This is a genomic window from Bittarella massiliensis (ex Durand et al. 2017) (assembly GCF_017566145.1).
Taxonomy (GTDB): Bacteria; Bacillota; Clostridia; order Oscillospirales; family Ruminococcaceae; genus Bittarella; species Bittarella massiliensis_A.
The window spans coordinates 120,723-141,072 of the sequence record NZ_JABFCL010000002.1 but is presented as its reverse complement, the minus strand read 5'-3'; the positions used below and the strand labels follow the sequence as shown (position 1 = coordinate 141,072).

Here is a 20,350-nt window from a genome sequence, read left to right as displayed (position 1 = left end):
TTGGGGGCTACTCGCCCGGCTGGTACTGGTAGATGGCGAAGTGGATGGTAAACAGGGTGCGCTTGACGGTGTTGCCCGCCTCGTCCTTGCTGCGCTCCACGGTGGTCTTGTACTGGGTGACCCGCAGTTCGGGCAGGTCCTTGACCTCCTCCAGGAGGTTTTGCAGGTTGGACAGGGTGCCGTAGGCCTGCAGCTCGATCTCGGTGGTGACCAGGGCGCCGACGGCCTCTCCCTCCTCCTGGGCGGCGCTCTCCTGCTCGGCGGGCTGGGAGAGATAGGCCGGGATGGGGGTGTTCACCGGGTCGGAGATGGTCTCCTTCACCGGGGTCAGCCGGTGGCGGACGGCCAAGTTGGTCACCATCTGGTCGGCCCGGTTGGAGACCATGGGGGCCGGAAAGTTGCCGGAGAGCTCGGCGATCTCCTCCTTGCAGGCGCTGATCTGGCCCTCGTAGGTCTGGGCCAGGGCGATCTGCCGCTCCATCAGCTGGGCGGCCTCCCTGTCCTGCGCCAGCTGTTCCTGGGCGGCGTCCCGGGACGCCGCCAGGGGCCGCGCCAGGAGGAAGGCCCCCGCCGCAAAGAGGACGAGAAACATGGCGTAGAGCAGCGTTCGCTCCCGCCGGGTCAGTTTGGTCATGGCGTTTTCCTCCTCGCGGCTATTGGGCCGGGGCTGCCAGCAGGCAGTCGGCGGTGAAGTGGTAGCGGCCGTCCTGTTCGTTCACGCCGTACCCCCGGTAGGCGATGTCGCGGAAGAGGCCGGACTCCCGCAGCTTTTGGATGTAGGCCGGCGCGTCCTTTACCCCGGAGGAGGACAGCTCTAGCGTCAGCAGACCGGTCTCATCGGAGAAGGAGGTGCTCTCCACCTGCACGGCGCTCCCGGTGAGGCCGATGACCTGCCGGTAGAGTTCCTTGTAGAGCCGGGGGTAGCCAGCCAGGGCGTCCAGGTCGCTCTTGAGGGCGTCCCGCCGGGCGGTGTGGCCCGCCAGCTGGTCGGAGAGTTCCACCGCCCTGCTCTGGCGCTGGAGGTTTTGCGGGTTTTGCAGGTAGGCCTGCAGGGGCGCGTCCTCCTTTTTCAGGCGGGAGGTGTCGCCGGTGTAGTGGAAAAAGGCGGCGGCAAAGGCCCCCAACACCAGCACAAAGGGGAGGGCCAACAGGGCGATGCGGAGGACGGGGCGGCCGCTGCGCCGCCCGTCCTTCAGCCGGGCCAGATAGTCGATGTCCTTTTTGCGAAGCGCCTTCATCCCCAAATCCCCCCTGTCTGGATCAGCCCCCCCACGGCGTACAGGTGCCCGGCGAGGGAGAATTGACAGCCCCTGCGGCGGGGCAGGACGGCAATTTCGGGGCAGTCGGGGAAGGGGGCGGCGGCGATCCCCAGGCTCTCGCCCAGGGCCGCGCAGAGCCCCTCCTCCCCCTCCTTGAGGCCGGCCAGGTAGATGTGTGCGACCGGTTCCCCCTTTTCAGAGGCGTTAAACTGCACCATGGAGGAGAGCAGCCGCCCGATCTCGGCGGCGGACTGGGGGGTGCCCCGCCCCTCCAGCAGGCGGGAGCGGTTGCAAAACCGGTAGTCGCCGGCGGCCAACAGGGTCAAATCGACACCCAGGTCGTCGAGCACCACCACCACGCAGCTCTCCCGCTGCAGGGCGGTCGAGAGCCGCGCCACCTTGATGAGGCCGCCGATGTTCAGCTCTGCCGAGCGCAGGCCGATGCCCGCCGACGCGAACAGCTGCCGGTAGGACTGGATAAAGGCCCGGGGCGCGGCGGTGCAGAGGACCGCGCCGCCCCCCTCGGGGAGGCGGGGGGTGAGCACCGCGTAGTCGTAAAGCAGCTCGTCGGGGTTCTCCACCTCGGGGAACTCGTCCACCAGCACCCGCTGCAGCCTGCCGCGGGAGAGGGTGGGGACCACCGAGCGCTTGAGAAAGACCGAGCGGCCCCCCACCACCAGCCGCACCCCCCGCGAGGGGAGGTGGCTGCGGCCCCAGAGGCTGCAGAGGGCCGCCTTGACGGCCGCCTCGTCGATGAACACGCCGCCGATCACCGCCCCCGGGGCCAGGGGCTCGGAGCAGACCCGCTCGATCTGCACCCCCTTGCGCCCGGCCCGGCCCGTCACCGCGTGGATGGCCTCGTTGCCGATATATACCGAACATTCCATGGTGTTTTTTCTCCTTTAAAAAGCGGGATCTGTCAGCCGCCGTAGCTGCCGGCCCCGGCGCCGATCTGGTCGTAGAGGGAGTAGATGGGCAACATCACCGAGATCATGATGAAGCCGATGACCAGCGCCATGAGGATGATGAGCACCGGCTCGAGGATGGCGGTGAGTTTGGCGGTGGCGCTCTCCGCCTCGTAGTCGAAGGACTCGGCGGTGGACTCGAGCATCTCGTCGAGTTTGCCGGTCTCCTCCCCCACCCGGATGGTGGCGGCCAGCTTGGGGTCAAAGCCGTCCACCTGGGCGATGGCGTCGGACAGGGAGCCGCCGCTGCGCACCTGCCGCACCACCCCGTCAAACTGGGCGCCGATGTAGCGGTTGCCGGTGGTGCCGCGGGCGTTTTGCAGGGCGGTGATGATGGGCAGCCCGCTGGCGTAGAGGGAGCTGAGGGTGCGGGCAAAGCGGGCGGTGTAGATGGTGCGCAACAGCTTTCCCACCAGGGGGAGGCGCAGCTTTTGGCGGTCCACCGCCAGCCGCACCTTGGGCAGGCGCAGCACAAACCCCAGGGCCAGCACCGCCAGCAGCACACCGATGAGCCAGAACAGCCAGTACTTTTGCAGCCCGCCGCTGATGGCCATCACCACCTTCGTGGGCCAGGGCAGCTCCATCCCCTCGAAGAGGGTGAAGAAGCTGGGGAGGACAAAGAGGAAGATGCCCAGGGTGATGACGAGCGTCAGGCACAGGAGGATGATGGGGTAGACCATCGCCCCCCGCACCTTGCTGTTGAGGCGGTGCTCCTTTTGGTAGTGGAGGGCCATCTTCTGGGAGGTCAGGTCCAGCCGGCCGCTGGCCTCCCCGGCGCGGTACATCTGAATCAGCAGTTCGGGGAAGGCGCCGGTCTGCTCCTCCATGGCCTCCGACAGGGGGAGGCCCCGCTGAAGGGAGCGGTAGAGCTGCTGGTAGACCCGCTTGATGCGCACCTTGGGGTCGCGCTGGATGAGGATGGAGACCGCGCGCAGCAGGGGCACGCCCGAGCCGAGCATGGTGCCCAGGTCGCGGCAGAACTCGGAGAGCTCCAGCGGGCGCAGCCGGTAGGAGACGGCCTTTTCCTCCTTCTCCTTGCAGGAGAGGAGGAAGAGCCCGTCGGCCCGCAGACGCTCGGACAGCTGGGTCTCGGCGGGGGCGTTCATCTCCCCCTCGGTGATCTTGCCGCCCCTGTCGGCGGCGCGGTACTGGTAGACGGGCACCTGCCCCGCCCCCTTTCCGATTTGATGAGCCCCCTAGGCCAGGCCAAAGAGGGAGAGATAGCCGGCGATGAGCCCTTCGCCCCAGAGGAGGGCCACCCCGATCCCCCCGGCCAGAAAGGGGCCGAAGGCGAAGTGGCTCTTGCGCCCGGCGCGGCGGGTGGCCAGCAGCCAGGCCCCGTAGAGGCCGCCGCCCACCAGGGCCAAAAAAGCGGCCGCCAGGGTGGCGCGCCACCCCAGCAGGAACCCGGCGGCGGCCATCAGCTTCACATCGCCCCCGCCAAAGCTCTCGGGCACCAGGAGGGTGCAGAGGAGCAGGGGCAGGCTGATCTCGGCCGCGCCCAGGAGGCGGGAGAGAAGCCCCACCCCCGGCGCGGCGGGGACCGCCAGCAGGGCGAAGGCCGCCAGGGCCAGCACCAGGGCGTTGGGAATTTCCATGGTGGCGGCGTCGATGCAGGCGACACACAGCAGCACGCAGAGGGCGCCAAAGGCCACTGCCGCCAGGGGGGTGGGACCCAGCGCCCCCACGCAGAGGAGGGCCAGCGCCCCGCCGGCGCACTCGACAAGGGGGTAGCGGGGGGAGATGGGGGCCCCGCAGAACCGGCAGCGCCCCCGCAGGGCCAGCCAGCTGAAGACCGGCACCATGTCCAGCGGGCGGAGGGCCTTGCCGCAGCGGGGGCAGAAGGAGCGCCCTTTGGCCACCGAGATGCCCTGGGGCAGCCGGTAGATGACCACGTTTAAAAAGCTGCCGACGACGCTGCCGAAGACAAAGAGGAGGAGGGCCAGCACGGTGCAGGCGACGTAGTACGAAGCTGGCACTGGCGGACCCTCCCCTCTCGGTCATTTTTGCCCTTATCTCAGAACACCCCTGCGGAAAAATCCCGCAAGGGTGCCCTCTGCCTAAAAAGACCGCTTACATTTACGGGTTTGAGGCAATCTTCGTCACCGCAAAAGTTTCATCAGCTGCGGAGTTGTATATGACCTGGTATCCCTTTGAAGTCTCATAAGTAAAGCCGGTGACCGTGCCGTTGGCAACGGTGATCGTCGTGCCCGCCTTGAAGTTCCCGCCGATGTTGGCCAGATCGGTCACTTTTGTCAGCTGGCCGTCTTTCAACTCTGTCAAGCCGGGGGTTTTTTCATAGGTTTCAGAGGCGATGGTCTGGGCGGACATCAAAATCGTTCTCGCCTCGACAATGGCCTCTTTCTCGTGGGCCTTGTCGATCCACTTGACCATGGAGGGGATCAGCAGGGCGGCCAGAATCGCCAGGATGACCAGCACCACGATGACCTCGACCAGGGTAAAGCCCTTTTTGCCGGTCTTCTTCTGCAGCTGTTCCTTGGCGCGGTTTGCCAATTTGTTCATACAAACGACCTCTTTTCTCGGCGCTCTGCCGAGGGGGCAGAGCAAACATTATTACACAGCGGTCTGCCGTGCACCGTATATGTGATTACATTATACGGCCCTTTCTCTCAAAAAACAAGACTATTTTACCCTGATTGCCCGGCATTTTGGGAAAAGGCGACCCGGTTCTTCCCCGCCCCTTTGGCGGCGTAGAGGGCCTGGTCTGCGGCGCGCAGCAACTCGTCGTAGCCGCTGCCGTCCTGCGGCCAGAGGGCCACCCCCACGCTGATGGAGGTGGGGAAGTCGCCGCAGGCGGCCACCGATTCGCAGAGCTGTTTGGCCCGGTGCTCCACCAGCTGGGCCGAGGGGGCGTCCCGCATCCAGACCAGGAACTCGTCGCCGCCGTAGCGGCCCACCACATCGCTCTGGCGGAAGGTGCGCTGCAGCAGGCCTGCCAGCTGGATGAGCGCCTGATCCCCCACCTGGTGGCCCAACCGGTCGTTGACCCCCTTGAAATCGTCCACATCGATAAAGAGGCAGGCGTGTACCCGCCCCCCTTCCGGCACCCGCATCAGCATGGGTTCCACGACGGCGCGCACCCCTCCGCGGTTGTAAATGCCCGTCAGGCTGTCGCGCCAGTTGGCCCTCACCGCCGCCTGGTTTTTGCGCCAGATCAGCCAGATGCAGAGGAGGACCACGCTGTACAGCAGCAAATTGAGGCCCATCAGGGCCGCCGAGCGGCCGTTGATACTGGAAAACTGCTGCTCCACCGACTCGGCGATGACCAGGGAGAGAACGGTCCAGTCCCCCACCCCGGCGGGCTCAAAGTAGAGGTAGCGGGCCTTGCCGTTTCGGTAGTAGGTGAAGAGCCCCGACTCCCCCGCCTCGACGCGCTCGCGCAGGCTGGCCAGGGTGTCTTCCCCCCGGAAGTCCATCTGCGAGATGGCGTCGTAAAAGGTCTCGTACCGCTCGGTCCCGGCGTAGCCCGAGACCATGGCCCCGTCCGGCTGGATCACCATGGTGGCCCCCAGCCCGGCAAATTGGGCGCTGCCCAGCATTTCGGTAAAGTGATTCACCGCGTACTCGGCATAGGCCACCCCGGCCACCTGTTCCCCCTCGTAGACGGGGATGGCCAGCACCACGCAGGAGCGGCCGTCCAGACAGCTGCCGTGCACCCGGCTCAGCACCCGCTCCCCGGCGGCGGCCCGCTGAAAAAAGTCCCGCCCGGAGATGTCCACCGGCACCGAGGTGCCGGTGTAGAGGGCGCCGTCCAAGCCGGCGAGGCCCAGCTTGCAATTCTCGTCCCGGCCGTTTTGCCGGCGCAGCAGTTCGGTGATGTTGTCGATGTCCCGGCCGGCGTCCCCGGCGCAGAAGAGGGCCACCGCGTCCAGCTGGGCGAAGTAGTCCTCCACCAGGCTGGAGACCATCACCCCGCTCTGGTGGGTGTAGCGGGCCATCTCCTCCTCGGTCTTTTGCAGGAGGGTGGCCCGCAGCCCCCGCTGGTAGGAGACAAAGGAGAGCACCGACAGCACCAGGGCCAGGGCGATGGCGCAGGTGGGCAGAAGCAGATTTTTTCGCCTGTGGCCGACCCTCTGTTTCACCCTGTGCGCCCCCTTTGCCCCGCCCGCTGCGGGGAGGGGCTGCCTGCGGCGCCCCTCAATTTTCACCAGTATACCACGCGGCGTCGCCCGCCGAAAGGTATTTCTAAAAATACCCAAAAAAAATTCTCTGTTTTTGAGATGCAAAAAGCCACCCCAGGCAAACTGCCCGGGGTGGCGCTGCCGCCGCTGGGTCACCAGCGGTCGATGTGGATCTTTGTCTCGTCGTACCGCTCGTCCGCGGCGGCGGGCTTTGCCTCCCCCGGCCAGCCGACGGAGAGGACGCAGAAGGGGATGATGTGCGCGGGCAGTTCCAGGGTCTCGGCGACCCGGCGCATCTTGTCGGTCTGGGGGTAGACACCCAGCCAGACCGCCCCCAGGCCCATGCCGTGGGCGGCCAGGAGGATGTTCTCGGCCGCGGCGGCGCAGTCCTCCACCCAGTAGTCCCTGCCCCAGCGGTAGGCCCGGTTCCAGTCGCCGCAGAGGGCGACGGCCAGGGGCGCCTCTTTTAACATCAGCCCCGAGTGGCCCAGGCAGTCGGACAGGCGATCGAGCACCGCCCGCTCCCTGGTGACGACAAATTCCCAGTCGCGGTTGTCCACCGCGGTGGGGGCGATCATCCCCGCCTTGAGCAGGGCTTTCACCGCCTCGTCCCCCACCGGCTGGCCGGTGTACTTGCGGATGCTGCGGCGGGTGTAAATCGCTTCCAACACGTCCATCAAAAAAACCTCCCTCTTTCCCGGGTCTTCCCGGTTATGGTCCCATCATACCACCGCAAGAGGGGCGGGCGCAATGCCGGCCGCCCTTAGAGATTCTCGTTTTGCAGGGCGTCCATCACATTTTCGCGGCGGAGTTTGCGCAGCGACAGGGCCATGGGCACCCCCACCAGCAGAAACACCCCCAGCACTGCCGCCAGATAGGCCCCCCAGGGGAGGGCGAAGGAGAAGGCGAAATTTCGCTCCAACACCCGGTACATGCCAAAGGCCAGCAGGGCGCTCACCGGCAGGCCCAGGGCCAGGGCCTTCACCCCGTAGGAGAGGCTCTCCCAGCGCATCATCCGCCGAAAGCCCCTGGGGGAGATGCCCACCGAGTGGAGCATGGCGAACTCCCGCCGGCGCAGGGCCACCCCGGTGGAGACGGTGTTCCAGATATTGGCCCCACAGACCAGCGCCACCAGGGCCACAAAGCCGTAGACAAAGACCTGCACCAGCAGCAGAAGCTGGCTGTTTTGCTCCCGATAGCGGGAAAAGTCGGTGACGCTCCACTCGCTGCGGATCTCCTTTTGGTACTGCAGCAGGCGGTTGTAAAAGAGGTCGGGGTCGGCGGCGCGAACCAGCACAGAGGCGCTGCGGGAGCTGGTCCCCATCTGGTCCAGCCAGACGGCGAAGGTGTCCTGGGAGACCACCACCGCCAGGGTGGAACTGTTGCCCATGGCCCCGGCCACCGGCATGGGGGTCTCGGACGAGACCCCGGCGATCTGCAGGCGCAGCGGGGGGCTCCCCTCCTCCTGGGCGGCAAAGGACAGCTCGCTGCCCAGGGGGTCTTGCAGGTGGCGCAGTTCCCGGAACTCGTGCCCGTCCCGGTAGAGCTGGGGCGAGAGGAGGATGCCCTTGCCACTGCCTGACAGCAGGGGGGCGGCCTCGATCCCCGCGCGCTGGCAGTACTGCCGCAAAGACGCCTCGTCCATGGCGTAGACCTGAATGCCCATGGGGTAGAGCCCGTCCCCCCGCTGCCAGATGGCCGAGCGGGCCTCGGCGGTGAGCTGTTCGGGGCGCAGGGTCAGGTGGCCGTACAGGTTTTGGGTGCAGGCGCTCTCCTCGATGCCGGGGAGGGCCTGGACGCCGGCGGACAGCTGGTCGCGCTGGCTGTCGCTCTCGTAGGAGAAGTTGACGGTGTAGTCAAACTGCAGGTCCTCCACCGTCATGGAGAAGGAGCGCCCCATGTAATAGGTAAAGGTCGAGGCGGTGAGAAAGAGCACCACGCTGACAAAGAGGGAGAGGAGGGTGGCCAGGTAGCGGCTGCGGCTGCGCTTGCTGTTTTTGAGCCCCAGCTCCCCCTCAAACCCCAGCAACTTGCGGCTGACGGGGGAGGTGCGCACCTGGCGGGGGGAGATGCGCACCTGGTGGCTGCCGCGGATGGCCTCGATGGGGGAGATGCGGGAGGCCCGCCGGGCCGGCAGCCAGGCCGAGAGGAAGAGCACCGCCGCCGAGAGGAGCACCGCCGCGCCGACGGCGGACGGGGCGACGACCACCCGCAGGGGCTGGGCGGAGCGAAACGTCTCCTGCACCGTGGAGCCGATGCAGGCAAAGGTGACTTTGATGCCCAGCCAACCGGCGAAGAGCCCCAGGGGGATGGCCGCCGCCCCGATGAGGGCCGCCTCGAAAAAGACGCTGTCCCGCTTTTGGCGGCGGGTGGCCCCCACGCTGGAGAGCATCCCGAAGGTGCGGCTCCGCTCGGCCAGGGAGATGGAGAAGGCGTTGTAGATGAGGCTGACCGAGCCGACGAGGATGACCCCGCAGACGATGGCCAGGGTCCCCAAGAGGGTGTTGTAGAGGGTGTTGTCGTCGGTGATGCCCATGTAGAAGAGGAGTTCGCTGTTGTAGGTGCGGGCGCCGCCCACCTGTTCCCAGAGGCGATCGCCCCAGTCGTAGACGGACCTGTCGGGATCCTCCATCGACGCCGAGACCTCCAGCTGGCCGCCGTATCCGGCGGGCAGGCAGGTGATGCCGGTGTAGCTGCGGCCCCAGCTGGGCTCCAGACTGGTGGAGAAGGAGCCGACGCCCACCAGGGTGTAGCCCGCGCTCCCCTCGGGCAGCCACTGCTCTTCGTCCACTGCGGGGGAGGAGGGGGCGACCGGCGCCAGTTCGCCGCTGTCCTCGTCGGGGGCCAGCCGCCAGCCGGTGGGCAGCTGCACCTGCTGGCCCACCTGCCAGTCGAGGGCAGACGTCTCCAAGAAGGCGCGGGAGACCACCAGTTCCCCCGCCCGCTGGGGCAGCCGCCCCTCCTCCAGGGTGAGGGGGGCCCGGGCGGCGGACTGGTCCGCCGGGTCGTAGCCCCAGAGGGCCAGGTAGGGGCGCTGGGCGTCCAGGCTGTCCTGCGGCTTTGCGCAGGCGAGCAGTCCCCGGGTGGTGACCTGGGCGGTCTGGCGGTCGGCGCGCACCGCGTCGACCGCCGCCGAAGAGACCCCCTCAAAGCGGACGTGCCAGTCGCCGGTGTCGGCCAGCACGGTGCGCTGCATCATGTCCAAAAAGGAGACGGCGATGAGGGAGACGGCGGTGAGCATGGCCACCGAGACGGCGGCCCCCAGCACGGTGACCAGGGTGCGCCGCCGGTTTTGGGCCATGTTTTTGAGGGTGAGGCGGTGGATGATGTTCATCGGCGGATCACCTCGTCCCGGGCGATCTGCCCGTCCTCAATGGCGATGATCCGGTCGGCCTGGAGGGCGATGCGCTCGTCGTGGGTGATGACGAGCAGGGTCTGGTCCAGGGTGCGGTGAAAGTCCTTCAGCAGGCCGATGATCTCGCCGCTGTTCTTGCTGTCCAGGTTGCCGGTGGGCTCGTCGGCCAGCACCAGGGCGGGGCTGGCGATCAGCGCCCGGCCGATGCTGACGCGCTGCTGCTGCCCGCCGGAGAGCTGGCTGGGCAGGTGTTTCAGACGGCTGCCCAGGCCCAGTTTTTCCACCAGGTTTTGCAGCTGGAAGGGATCGACCTTCCGCCCGTCCAGCAGCAGGGGGAGGGTGATGTTCTCCTCCACATCGAGGACGGGGATCAGGTTGTAAAACTGGTAGATCAGCCCGATTTGGCGGCGGCGGAAGATGGCCAGGGCGTTTTCGTCCATCTGGTAGACGTCGGCCCCGTCCACCAGCACCCGGCCGGAGGTGGGGCGGTCCACCCCGCCGAGGATGTGTAAAAGGGTGCTCTTCCCCGAGCCGGAGGGGCCGACAATGGCCACGAACTCCCCCTTTTCGACGGTGAAGGAGACCCCCTTTAGGGCGTCGGTGCCGGTCTCCCGGCCGCCGTAGTGTTTGCAGAGGTTTTCCACGCGCAGTAGTTCCATTAAAACAGTTCCTCCCTTGCGGGCCGGGGCCCGGTCATGGGCGGGGCCTCTCCCCGCCTGGCCCCACTCTACTTTCAGCGGGTGACTCGCCGGTGACCCGGCCGGTGACGGTTTGGTCACCTTTAGACGATCTGCTTGTAGAGTTTGACCGAAAACTCGGCCCCGCCCTCGGGGCGGTTGCGGGCGCTCACGTCGGCGTTCTGGCGCTGCAGGATGGCTTTGGCCATGGCCAGGCCGATGCCCACCCCGTCGGAGGCGGCGTTTTTGCCTTTGTAAAAGCGCTCGAAGAGGTGGGGCAGGTCGCCGGGGTCGATCCCCTCGCCGCTGTCGCAGATGGCGATCTCGATGTGCAGTGGATTCTCGCTGCAGCGCACCCAGATGTCGCCTCCGGCCGGGGTGTGCTCGGCGCAGTTTTTGAGGAGGTTGCCCAGGGCCTCGGCCGTCCACTCCCCATCCCCCCGCCAGATGAGGGCAGGGGGACAGTCGATGGAAAGGGAGAGCCGCCGCCCCTCCAGCAGCGGGCGCAGGGGGGCCGCCGCCCGGTTCAAGAGCTCTTTTAGGGAGAGTTCCTCCCGGACAAAGGCGACGGCCTCGGCGTCCAGCCGGGAAAATTTCAGCAGGGTACCCACCAGCCACTGGATCCGCTCCAGCGACTGGCCGGTGTTCTGCCAAAACGCCTCCCGCCTGTCCGCCGGCAGGTCGGGGGAGCGCAGCAGTTCGGTCATGACAAAGAGGCTGGTGAGGGGGGTCTTGAGCTGGTGGGAGATGTTCTGCATGGCCTCGGCCAGGTAGTCCCTGTCCCGGTGGAGCCGCTCGGCCTGCCGGGTGAGGACGCAGGTGATCTTGTAGAGGTCGTTTTTGAGGATGCTCAACTCCCCCTCCCGGTTGTCGCGGATGTCCAGGGGCTTGCCCCCCGAATAGACCGACGCCAGGTACTGGGAGAGGCGGCGGATCTCCCGGCAGCGCCGCCAGGTAAAGGCGGCGAAGAGGGCCCCCAGCAGCGCGCAGAGGGAGAGGCAGACCCACCCGGCCGCCGGGGCGATGGCGAAACAGAGGGCCGTCCCCGCGGCGGACAGAACCGCAAAGGAGAGGGCGGCGAGCTTTCCCTCCCGGCCGCGCAGCATCACTCCCCCTCCATTCGGTAGCCCAGGCCGCGGACGGTGGCGATCCGCCCCTCGTCCCCGGCGGCGGCCAGCTTTTCCCGCAGCCGCTTGATGTAGACGGTGAGGGTGTTGTCGTTGACGAAGTTGCCGGCCACATCCCAAATTCCCTCCAGCAGCTGGCCCCGGGTGAGGACCTGCCCGGGGTGGGCGGCAAAGGTCAGCAGCAGCCGGTATTCCAGGGCGGTGAGGGCGAGTTCCCGCCCGGCCACGCGCACCTGGGCGCACTGGGGGCAGATGGTGAGGGCGCCAAAGGAGAGGGAGACCTCCCCCCCGCCCCGGCCGCTGCGGCGCAGCACCGACTTGATGCGGCTGAGCAGTTCCCGCAGGCGAAAGGGCTTGGTCACGTAGTCGTCTGCCCCCATGTCCAGGCCCATCACCGCGCTGACCTCCTCGTCGCAGGCGGTGAGGAAGACCACCGGGGTGTCCCCCAGGACCTTGGCGCGGCGGCAGATGTCGTAGCCGCTGCCGTCGGGCAGGGTCAAATCCAGCAGCAACAGGTCCCAGCCCCCTGCCTCCACCGCCTGTAAGGCCGCGGCACAGGTGGCGCAGTGTGTCACCTGGTAGCCCTCGGCCTGCAGCGAATAGCAGAGGCCGGCGGCGATGGCGCGGTCGTCCTCCACCAGCAAAATGCGCATCTCCTTGCTCCCCTTCCCGGCGGGGCGATCCCCGCTGTCAGACTTGTCTCTATTATAGCAAACCCCGCCCCCCTGCGGGTGACGATTTCGTCACAATGGGGGCGGGGAAGGGTCTGCCAGCGGGGCCTGGCGGAAAGGGTGGGCGTCACCGCCGCCTATCCGGCCCTTTTTATACAAATTGTATTATCTCATTTTGTTTATACGATCTTTTGGTTTTGCGCGGTGGGGACGGATTCCCGCCGGCCGAAGGCCCAGGCCGAGAGGGCCGAGACCACCGGCACCGTCAAGATCACCCCCAAGGTGCCGGCCAGGCCCTGTAGGATTTCAATGCCGATGGCGTACATATTGATCACCTGCAGGTAGGGCATGTCGTAGGCGTAGATCACCAGCAGGGTGTTCACCGAACCGCCGGTAAAGGCCAGGATCAGGGTGTTGGACATGGTGCCCATCATGTCCCGCCCCACGTTGATGCCGCTGCGAAAGAGCTGCCGCCGGGTGAGGGAGGGGATCTGGCTGATGATCTCGCTGACGGTGGAGGAGATGGACATGGCCACATCCATCACCGCCCCCAGAGAGGCGATGAGGATGCCGGAGAAAAGCACCCCGCCGATCTGCAAGCGGCTGTTCTGGCCGATGAGGATCATGGTCTCAATGTCGCTGACATTGTAGCCGGAGATCCTGCCCAGTGCCCCAAAGAGGGCGGCGATCCCCCCGGCAGCCACCACCCCGGCCACCGTGCCGAGGATGGCGCAGAGGCTTTTGCGGGTAGGCCCCCCGATGAGGTAGAGGGTGACCAGGGTGGTGAGGGCCACCACCGAAACCGCCGCCCAGAAGGGCGAGGCCCCCAGATAGAGCAGGGGCAGATAGAGGAAGAGAACACAGAGAAAGGTGAAGATAAGCCCCGCCGCCGACTTGAGGCCCCGCTTCCCCCCAATGGCACAGAGGGCCGCCAAAAAGAGGCCCGCCAGTGTCCAGATCACCCAGCCTCGGTCGCAATTGTAAACGCTGGCGGTGAGGGCGCCGCCGTACTCGCCGAGCTGCACCACCACCCGGGTGCCCACCCGGCAGGCGGCCCCGTAGAGGTAGCTGGCCGAGTTGTCGGCTGTGACCGTCTCCCCCCTGTGGGGGCCGCTGCGCAGCAATACCTGGACGACCTGCCCGCCGCCGTCGGCCAGGTCGTCCTCCACCAGGGCGGTCACCGACCCCTTTGCAAAGGCGCTGCCGTCCTCCGGCAGCAGGGGGGTCTTTTGCACCGAGCGGTTGAGGAGGACAAGGGCGAGGGCGAAGAGCAGCAGAAAGGCCAGCATGGCCAGGTCGGGCAACCTGCGGCGCAGGCGGGCGCGGTTGGACTTGCACATGAAAAATCCCTCCATCGTTCAAGGGTTGGGGCGATGCAGGATGCAGAGGCGCCGGGGCGCCTCTGCATCCTGTGCGGGGGAAAGGGGGGTTACCGGGTCCGGCGGCGCTTGGCCAGACCGGCGCCGGCCGCCAGGGCCAGGGCGCCAAGGCCCGCCAGGGGGAGGAGGGCTGCGCCGGAGGGGTCGCCGGTGTTGGGCTGGCCCGCCCCGGAAGAGCCGGTGTCGGTGGGCTGCTCGCCGCCCTGACCGGAGCCAGCGGGGGGGACGTCCTCGGTGCGCCGCTGGTCGGCAAAGGTCTGGATCGCGGCCTGCAGGGTCTCGGCGGCGGCAGTCAGCTCCCCGCTGCTGGCCAGCTGGTCGTCAAACACCGCCTGCGCCGCCTCGACAGCCGCCTGCAGCGCCGCTTTGGAGCCGGCGGGGTACTGCCCGGCGCGCTCGCCCTCCTCGGCGGATTCCAGAATGGTCTCGGCCCGGTCGATCTCCGCCTGCAGAGCATCGGCGTCGGCGCGCAGGGCCAGGCCGTCCAGCGCCTGTTGCAGGGCGGCGTAGCGGGCGGAGAGATCGGCCGCCGAGACGGTGGTGTTCTGCTGGCGGTGCAGCGTCTTGTCCAACAGGGTGGAGAAACCGGCTTTCAGGGTGGTCGCTTTGATGTTCAAATCCCCGTCGGCGGCAGCCTGGTACATCCCCTGGGCATAGCCGTAGTAGTTGAGGGGATCGGCACTGTTGTCGCCCTGAATGTTTTTGCTATACGCCTGGGCCAGCGCCTCGGCCCCGGGGTCCGCCTGGGTGTCCAGCAGGGCGGCGGCCTCGCCAGCGGCCTGTTGCAGGGCGGCGTAGCTGCCCTCGGTGTAGTCGCCCGCATCCTTTGCCCGGGCCTGGGAGATCAGGTTGGTGAGGGACTCCTCATCGGCATTTTTGACGATGGTGAAGGGCTGGGCGTACTGGTTTCCCTCGTAGTCGTAGGTGCTGATGGAGAAGTGGTTGCTCCCCATTTTAATGACCGAGAAGGTGGGTTTGTTCTCGTTGTTGCGCTCGGCCACAAAGTACTGCTTGGGGGTGTTCAGGTTGTAGAATTTGCTGCCGCTGGCCGAGCCAGCGGACAGGTAGAGGGTGCCCTGGGGGTCGGCGATGGAGCCGGTGCTCTCGTCGTAGTCCACCACCTTGCCGTCGAGGATTTGGTAGGTGCGGGCGTAGGAGTGGTCGTGCCCGGTGAGGCAGACGTCGATGTTGAACTGGTCCATCAGCGGCGCGAAGAGGATGCGCAGGTTGGCGCCGTCCACGCTGGCGTGGGGTTCGCCGGAGCCGTAGATGTCGTGGTGGAACATGGCGATGCGCCACTTGGCATCGGGATGGCTCTGGACGGCCTTCTGCATCAGCTGCTGATGCTCGGCGGTGTTGCGGTTGTTGCTGTTGAGGACGATGAAGAGGACGTCGCCATAGCTGAAGTAGTAGTCGCTGCCCGAGGCGGTGGCCCCCAGGCCGTCCTCTGCGTTGGGGGTATTGTAGTGCAGGGAGTAGTCGTTTCCATAGCTCTCGTGGTTGCCGATGGTGGTGGCCATGGGCAGCCCCTTGAGGGCTTCGGGGTAGAGGTAGCCGGCGTACTCGCTCTCGCGGATGGCCCGTTTTTCGGCGGTATCGGCGCTGGAGTAGTCAATCTGGTCGCCGGCCACCAGCATAAAACTGGCGTTTTTGCCCTCGTTTGCGCGGGCGTACCGGAGGGTCTTGTCCCAGTTGTAGGTGTCCACCGCGATGTTGGCGTCATCGGCTGTCCCCTGCCCGGTGCTGCCCGAGGCCCCCACCTGGGGGTCGCCCACGTAGAGCATCTCAAAGCTGTCAAAGCCGTGGGACTGGTAGGTGGCGGGCTCGCTCCACACCGGGTCAGCGGCCTCGACATCGTCGGTGTAGCTGTAGTAGTAGAGGGTGTTGGGGGCGATGACCCCCTCGGCCTCCACCTTGTTGGAGGCCAGATAGCGCACCCCGGCCACGTTCTGGCGGTCGATGGCGGTGGCCGTTCCCCGGATGGGGGTGGCGGCGGCCAGCCCCTCTCTGCTGGTGGCGATCTTCACCGCGGGCACCCCCTTCTGCTGGGCGTACCAGGCGAAGTTCAGGTCGGTCTCGGTTTTGCCGGGGGCGATGGCCAGCCGGCCGGAGTTGGCGGCATTTTCGGCCGTCCAGTGGGTGCTTTTCCAGCTCTGGTAGGCGCTGCCCCCCTGGGTGTCGCCGGCAAAACTGGCAAACGCCGGTGCGGCCGAGGAAAGGGCCAGGGCGGCGGCCAGCCCCAAAACGGCGGCTCTCTTTGCAACTTTCACAGTCTCTTTCTCCTCTCTCTTCTTCAAAGCGTTTCCTGTGGCGATTGCATTATAGCGCCGTCTCGGCGGCATCCTCAAGGTTTTTGACCCACTCTTTACCCGGCCTTACAGAGCTTTGACAGCCCCCCACCTTCCCCCTACGCCCCCCTTTCCCCAACCTGTCATTTGGGCAAAAAAGGGGGGGAGCCCGATCGGGCTCCCCCCCTCTTGACAAAAGGGCTTTTTGAAAGGCGGTATCAGGTGGCGTCGTCCTCCGCCCCGGCAAAGTCGAGGGGCGCTTCCCTCCCCCCGCCGCCCCCGGCGGGCAGGGTTTTGACGCCGAAAACGAAGTAGAGGATGTGAAAGGCCCAGACCGCCGCCAGGACGGCCCTCCCCACCGGCACCCGGCCCATCATCACAAAGCCAAAGGCCATGGTCAGGGTGACAACAGCCATGATGCGGACTTTGGTGCGCCAAGTCATCCCCCGGCCCTGGACAAAACTCTCCAGGTTGTTCCGGTAGAGCTTTGTCTGCAAAAACCAACGGCTGAGCCGCTGGGAGCTCTTGGCAAAACAGACGGCGGCCAACATCAAAAAGGGGAAGGCCGGCAGCAGGGGCAGGGCCGCGCCCAAGGCCCCCAACCCCAGGCCGAGAAGGCCCAAAATCAGGTAGAGTATCTTCATCTCCATCCCTCCAATCGCTTTTTTTCACGCCGGGCCGACAGGGCGTGGCGGACGGCCGCCACCGGGTGGTGAAAGAGCATCCGCGGCCCGGCGTAGCGCATCACTTCGCGGATGCGGCGGCGCATCTCCGGCCGGTAGCAGTGTACCCGGCAGTTGGAGCAGAAGGTCTTTTCCTCCATAAAGGGGCAGCGGTCGCTGCGCTCGGCGGCGTAAGCGGCCAGCTGGGCGCACCGGGGACAGAGCGTTCCCCTGCTGCCGTGGCGGCCCCGGCAGTAGAGGGCGATCATCTCGGCCACCATCTCCTTTTCCCGGCGGCGCTTTTCGCCCACCGGCCGGGCCCGGCCCTTCAACTGGCCCGCCCTCCATCGGCGGAGTACACCTCGTCGGCGACGGCCATGGTGGAGGCCCGGTGGCTCACCAAAACCACCGTTCGCCCGCCCCGCTCCCGGCGGATGGCCCGCAGGATCACCGCCTCGTTGAGGCTGTCCAGGTTGCTGGTGGGCTCGTCGAGGAGCAGGAGGGGGGCGCCGTGCAAAAAGGCGCGGGCCAGCCCCAACCGCTGCCGCTCCCCACCGGAGAGGGCGTCCCCCAGTTCGCCCACCGGGGTGTCGTACCCCCGGGGCAGGCTCTCGATGAAATCGTGCAGCGAGGCCTTTTGGCAGGCCTTCACCATCTCTTCCCGGGTGGCGTCGGGCTTGGCGATTTTCAGATTGGCGGCGATGCTGTCGTGAAAGAGGTGGGTCTCCTGGGTGACAAGCCCCTCCATCTGGCGGAGGTTGACGGTGTCGATCTGGCGCAGGTCGGTCCCGGAGATGCGCACCGCGCCCCCCTGCACGTCCCAAAACCGCATCAGCAGCCGCAGCAGGGTCGACTTGCCGCTGCCGCTGCGGCCGGAAATTCCCAGCACCCGCCCTGCGGGGATATGCAAGTTCAGCTGTTTGAGGACCGCCTCGTCCCCGTAGGAGAAGGAGACATCCTCACAGCTGGCCCCGTCAAAGGCCACTGGCGGGCGGCCGCTGACCTCCTCCACCTGGGGGGTCTCGTCGAGGATGTCCAGCACCCGGTCTCCGGCGGCAAGGGTGTTTTGCAGGGTGCTGCCCAGGTTGGCCAGGGCCACCACCGGCCCGAAGGAGCTCAACAGGGCGAGGAAGGGGATCAGCACCCCGCCGAAATCCAGCTGCCCGGCCCAGTAGAGGCCGGCGGCGGCCGACAGCATCGCCAGGTCAAAGAGGAGGATGACCGCCCCTGTCAGGGCGCTGCCCCAGGCGGCCTGCCACTTCATCCCCTCCTCGGTGCGGGAGAGCTCGTCGGTGCGGCGATCCAGTTCTGCCAGACGGTCCTCGCCCCGGCCGTACTGCAGCAGTTCCCCCATCCCCCGCAGGGTGTCCAGCACAAAGCCGCCCAGTTCGCCTGACCGGTCGCGGAAGGCCGCCCCAGCCCCGCCGCCACGGCGGGAGATGAGCACCGGCAGCACCCCGCCCACCGCCAGATAGGCGGCGGCTGCCAACAGCCCCAGCAGGGGGTGGTAGCTGCCGATGAAGAGGGCCATGATGGCCGACATGCAGACGGCGATGGCCGCCGGGGAGAGGGTGTGGGCGTAAAAGACCTCCAGCAGTTCGACGTCGGAGGTGATGACCGAGATCAAATTTCCCTTGTCCCGGCACTCGAGCTTGGCCGGGCAGAGCCGCCGCAAGGCGCGAAACACCCGGTCGCGAATCAGGGCCAGCAGCCGAAAGGCGATGTAGTGGTTGCAGGCCTGCTCGCCGTAGCGGAGGAAGCCCCGCAGCAGGGCGGCGGCTGCCGCCAAGGCAAAGAGAGTCCCCAGGGCAAAGGGGGCGTTCAGCCCCACGGCCCGCAGGGCCGCCCAGCCGCCGAATATACTCAGAAAGGTGGAGCAGAGAAACCCCGCCACCCCCAGCAAGACGGCCAGCAGCATCAGGGGCAGCAGGGGCCCCACCAGCCGGACCAGCCGCGCCATGATCGTCCAATTTCCCCTTTTCTTCACCGGGCTGCGCCCCCTTTCGCAAATTCTTCCAGTTGTTGTTGCCCTGCCCAGAGGGTGCGGTATCGCCCGCCCTCGGCCAGCAGGGAGAGGTGGTTGCCCCACCCCGCCACCCGGCCGCCCTCCAACACGCAGATGTAGTCGGCAGCGGCCACATTGGCCAGCCGGTGGGAGATGAGGAGGACCGTCTTCTCCCCTGCCAGGGCGTGGATCTCGGCCATGATGTCGTTCTCGCTCTCCACATCGATGTTGGAGGTGGCCTCGTCGAAGATGTAGATGGGGGTGTCGTGCAGCAGGGCTCGCGCCAGGGCCAGCCGCTGCCGCTGTCCCCCCGAGAGATTGGCCCCCTGGGGGTCCAGATGGGTTTCCAGCCCCTGCTCCCCCCGCAGGAAATCGGCCATCCGGGTGCGCTCCAGTACCCGCCAAAGGGCCGCATCGTCGGCTTTGGGGCAGCCCATGCGCAGGTTTTCTGCCACCGTGCCCGAAAACAGATAGCTCGCAAAGCCCACATAGGTGACCGTGCGGGCCAGTTCTCCGGCAGAGAGCCGGTCCAGCTCCACCCCGCCAATGCGCACCTGGCCTCCATAGCCCCGACAGCGCCCGGTGAGCAGGGCGGCGAGGGTGCTCTTGCCGCAGCCGCTCTCCCCCACGACGGCGGTGAGTGCGCCCGAAGAGATGTCCAGCGACACCCCCTGCAACACCGGACGCCCCGGCTCGTAGCCAAAGGACAGGTCCCGGCAGCAGACGGTGTAGCCGTCCCCCGGCAGGCGGCCCCGGCGGGGCGGGTCTTCGGGCAGATCCAACAGGGCAAAGATTTTGCCGCTGGCGGCCATGCCGTTCATGGCCACGTGGAAGAAAGAGCCCAGCTGCCGCATGGGGATGAAGAAGTCCGCCGAGAGGAGGAGCACCGCCAGGCACCCGGCGAAGGAGAGGGTTCCCGCCGCCAGTTCGCCCACGGCCAGGATCATCCCCAGGGCCGCGCCGCCAAAGGCCACCAGGTCCATGATGGTGATGGAGTTCAGCTGCATGGTCAGCACCTTCATGGTGATGCGGCGAAATTGTTCGGCCTCCCGGTTCATCTCCTCATTCTTCCGGCCGTCGGCCCCGTAGATCTTCAGGGTGGTCAGCCCCTGGAGGTTTTCCAAGAAGGTGTCCCCCAGGGCGGTGTACTGACCCCAGTAGCGGGAGAGCAGCTTTTTGGCCATGGTCTGCACCGCAGCGATGGCCGCCGGGATCAGCGGCACACAGAGGAGGAGGGCCACCGCCGCCTTCCAGCTGATGGGGAAGAGCAGGGCAAAGAGGGTCAGCGGCGCCAGCAGGCTGTAAAAAAACTGGGGCAGGTAGGCGCCGAAATAGGTCTCCAACTGCTCCACCCCCTCGGTGGTGACCTGCACCACCTCTGAGGTGGGGATCCGCTGCGCGCAGGAGGGGCCCAGCCGCAGCAGCTTGTTGCAGATGCGGCGGCGCAGCGCCTTTTTCACCGAGCGGGAGGCGAGGAAGCTCTCCCGCCCGGCCATGGCGGTGCAGAGCCAGCGCACCGCCATGGCCAAAAGCCCCACCCCACAGGCGGCAGCCAGGTCGGCGCCGGTGGCCGCCCCCTGCAGCAACCCGCCCAGCAGCCGGGCAAAGGCAAAGGTGGTGGCTGCGCTCGCCAACAGCCCGCCCCACTGGTAGAGCACATTTCGGGCCACATGGCCCCGGCTGTCCGGCACGGCGCCGATCAGCCGCTTGTCAATCATCATCTCGTCTGTCCTCGCTCCCTTCCCCGGCGGGCCTTTACTGCGGCGTTTCCCGGGAAAATATTTCTTTTAAAAAGAGGGGCGCCGGCGGTTTTGCCGCCC

18 protein-coding genes are annotated in these 20,350 nt (G+C 66.9%); all 18 read right to left on the bottom strand.

Annotation, left to right across the window (positions count from 1 at the left end; genetic code table 11):
• Positions 1-7: 7 nt before the first annotated feature.
• The 18 genes from HJY11_RS02945 to HJY11_RS02860 all read right to left on the bottom strand — a co-directional run bounded on the left by HJY11_RS02945 (position 8) and on the right by HJY11_RS02860 (position 20,248).
• The gene (locus HJY11_RS02945; RefSeq protein WP_208074593.1) at positions 8-634 is read right to left on the bottom strand and encodes a hypothetical protein; all 627 of its coding nucleotides are present in this window, start codon (positions 632-634) and stop codon (positions 8-10) included.
• 19 nt (positions 635-653) lie between these two features.
• Positions 654-1,238 carry a hypothetical protein gene (locus tag HJY11_RS02940; protein ID WP_208074592.1) on the bottom strand — a complete coding sequence of 195 codons (585 nt, stop codon included), beginning with the start codon at positions 1,236-1,238 and terminating at the stop codon, positions 654-656.
• The gene (gene pilM, locus HJY11_RS02935; protein ID WP_208074591.1) at positions 1,235-2,146 is read right to left on the bottom strand and encodes a type IV pilus biogenesis protein PilM; all 912 of its coding nucleotides are present in this window, start codon (positions 2,144-2,146) and stop codon (positions 1,235-1,237) included. Before pilM ends, HJY11_RS02940 begins: the two co-directional genes overlap by 4 nt.
• Before the next feature lie 32 nt (positions 2,147-2,178).
• A complete protein-coding gene (locus tag HJY11_RS02930) occupies positions 2,179-3,387 on the bottom strand; it encodes a type II secretion system F family protein (protein WP_208074590.1) in 1,209 nt (402 codons plus the stop codon).
• A gap of 33 nt (positions 3,388-3,420) precedes the next feature.
• On the bottom strand, positions 3,421-4,203 hold the full coding sequence (locus HJY11_RS02925; protein ID WP_208074589.1) for a prepilin peptidase: 783 nt from the start codon (positions 4,201-4,203) through the stop codon (positions 3,421-3,423).
• 100 nt (positions 4,204-4,303) lie between these two features.
• Positions 4,304-4,747: a prepilin-type N-terminal cleavage/methylation domain-containing protein gene (locus HJY11_RS02920; RefSeq protein ID WP_208074588.1), complete on the bottom strand. Its 444-nt coding sequence runs from the start codon at positions 4,745-4,747 to the stop codon at positions 4,304-4,306.
• Positions 4,748-4,872: 125 nt separating this feature from the next.
• Complete coding sequence (locus HJY11_RS15600) at positions 4,873-6,327, bottom strand: sensor domain-containing diguanylate cyclase (protein WP_208074587.1); 1,455 nt, start codon at positions 6,325-6,327, stop codon at positions 4,873-4,875.
• Positions 6,328-6,518: 191 nt separating this feature from the next.
• The gene (locus HJY11_RS02910) at positions 6,519-7,043 is read right to left on the bottom strand and encodes a nitroreductase family protein (RefSeq protein WP_243764146.1); all 525 of its coding nucleotides are present in this window, start codon (positions 7,041-7,043) and stop codon (positions 6,519-6,521) included.
• Between the two features lie 86 nt (positions 7,044-7,129).
• Positions 7,130-9,700 (bottom strand): ABC transporter permease, encoded by a 2,571-nt coding sequence (locus HJY11_RS02905; RefSeq protein WP_208074586.1) that lies wholly within the window; start codon positions 9,698-9,700, stop codon positions 7,130-7,132.
• On the bottom strand, positions 9,697-10,380 hold the full coding sequence (locus tag HJY11_RS02900; protein WP_208074585.1) for an ABC transporter ATP-binding protein: 684 nt from the start codon (positions 10,378-10,380) through the stop codon (positions 9,697-9,699). The genes HJY11_RS02905 and HJY11_RS02900 overlap by 4 nt, the downstream gene beginning before the upstream one ends.
• A 122-nt stretch (positions 10,381-10,502) precedes the next feature.
• Entirely contained in the window at positions 10,503-11,504 is a 1,002-nt protein-coding gene (locus tag HJY11_RS02895; RefSeq protein ID WP_208074584.1) for a sensor histidine kinase, read from the bottom strand.
• Positions 11,504-12,178: a response regulator transcription factor gene (locus HJY11_RS02890; protein WP_208074583.1), complete on the bottom strand. Its 675-nt coding sequence runs from the start codon at positions 12,176-12,178 to the stop codon at positions 11,504-11,506. The genes HJY11_RS02895 and HJY11_RS02890 overlap by 1 nt, the downstream gene beginning before the upstream one ends.
• Positions 12,179-12,375: 197 nt before the next feature.
• Positions 12,376-13,536, bottom strand: coding sequence for a YibE/F family protein (locus HJY11_RS02885; protein ID WP_208074582.1), 1,161 nt, complete (start codon positions 13,534-13,536; stop codon positions 12,376-12,378).
• An 89-nt stretch (positions 13,537-13,625) separates the two neighbouring features.
• A complete protein-coding gene (locus tag HJY11_RS02880; RefSeq protein ID WP_208074581.1) occupies positions 13,626-15,845 on the bottom strand; it encodes a metallophosphoesterase family protein in 2,220 nt (739 codons plus the stop codon).
• 236 nt (positions 15,846-16,081) lie between these two features.
• The gene (locus tag HJY11_RS02875; protein ID WP_368041530.1) at positions 16,082-16,507 is read right to left on the bottom strand and encodes a YbaN family protein; all 426 of its coding nucleotides are present in this window, start codon (positions 16,505-16,507) and stop codon (positions 16,082-16,084) included.
• Positions 16,504-16,857 (bottom strand): nitrous oxide-stimulated promoter family protein, encoded by a 354-nt coding sequence (locus HJY11_RS02870; protein WP_208074579.1) that lies wholly within the window; start codon positions 16,855-16,857, stop codon positions 16,504-16,506. The genes HJY11_RS02875 and HJY11_RS02870 overlap by 4 nt, the downstream gene beginning before the upstream one ends.
• Positions 16,854-18,485, bottom strand: coding sequence for a thiol reductant ABC exporter subunit CydC (gene cydC, locus HJY11_RS02865; protein WP_208074761.1), 1,632 nt, complete (start codon positions 18,483-18,485; stop codon positions 16,854-16,856). Before cydC ends, HJY11_RS02870 begins: the two co-directional genes overlap by 4 nt.
• 23 nt (positions 18,486-18,508) lie before the next feature.
• Positions 18,509-20,248, bottom strand: coding sequence for an ABC transporter ATP-binding protein/permease (locus HJY11_RS02860; RefSeq protein ID WP_438820423.1), 1,740 nt, complete (start codon positions 20,246-20,248; stop codon positions 18,509-18,511).
• Between the last annotated feature and the right edge of the window lie 102 nt (positions 20,249-20,350).

What these genes read in the sequence shown, in the direction of transcription:
- HJY11_RS02945 (WP_208074593.1), bottom strand. Translation starts at nt 634, where the DNA reads ATGACCAAACTGACCCGGCGGGAGCGAACGCTGCTCTACGCCATGTTT.
- HJY11_RS02895 (WP_208074584.1), bottom strand. Translation starts at nt 11,504, where the DNA reads ATGCTGCGCGGCCGGGAGGGAAAGCTCGCCGCCCTCTCCTTTGCGGTT.
- cydC (WP_208074761.1), bottom strand. Translation starts at nt 18,485, where the DNA reads ATGGCGCGGCTGGTCCGGCTGGTGGGGCCCCTGCTGCCCCTGATGCTG.
- pilM (WP_208074591.1), bottom strand. Translation starts at nt 2,146, where the DNA reads ATGGAATGTTCGGTATATATCGGCAACGAGGCCATCCACGCGGTGACG.
- HJY11_RS02875 (WP_368041530.1), bottom strand. Translation starts at nt 16,507, where the DNA reads ATGAAGATACTCTACCTGATTTTGGGCCTTCTCGGCCTGGGGTTGGGG.
- HJY11_RS02860 (WP_438820423.1), bottom strand. Translation starts at nt 20,248, where the DNA reads ATGATTGACAAGCGGCTGATCGGCGCCGTGCCGGACAGCCGGGGCCAT.
- HJY11_RS02920 (WP_208074588.1), bottom strand. Translation starts at nt 4,747, where the DNA reads ATGAACAAATTGGCAAACCGCGCCAAGGAACAGCTGCAGAAGAAGACC.
- HJY11_RS02905 (WP_208074586.1), bottom strand. Translation starts at nt 9,700, where the DNA reads ATGAACATCATCCACCGCCTCACCCTCAAAAACATGGCCCAAAACCGG.
- HJY11_RS02910 (WP_243764146.1), bottom strand. Translation starts at nt 7,043, where the DNA reads ATGGACGTGTTGGAAGCGATTTACACCCGCCGCAGCATCCGCAAGTAC.
- HJY11_RS02900 (WP_208074585.1), bottom strand. Translation starts at nt 10,380, where the DNA reads ATGGAACTACTGCGCGTGGAAAACCTCTGCAAACACTACGGCGGCCGG.
- HJY11_RS02890 (WP_208074583.1), bottom strand. Translation starts at nt 12,178, where the DNA reads ATGCGCATTTTGCTGGTGGAGGACGACCGCGCCATCGCCGCCGGCCTC.
- HJY11_RS02940 (WP_208074592.1), bottom strand. Translation starts at nt 1,238, where the DNA reads ATGAAGGCGCTTCGCAAAAAGGACATCGACTATCTGGCCCGGCTGAAG.
- HJY11_RS02885 (WP_208074582.1), bottom strand. Translation starts at nt 13,536, where the DNA reads ATGTGCAAGTCCAACCGCGCCCGCCTGCGCCGCAGGTTGCCCGACCTG.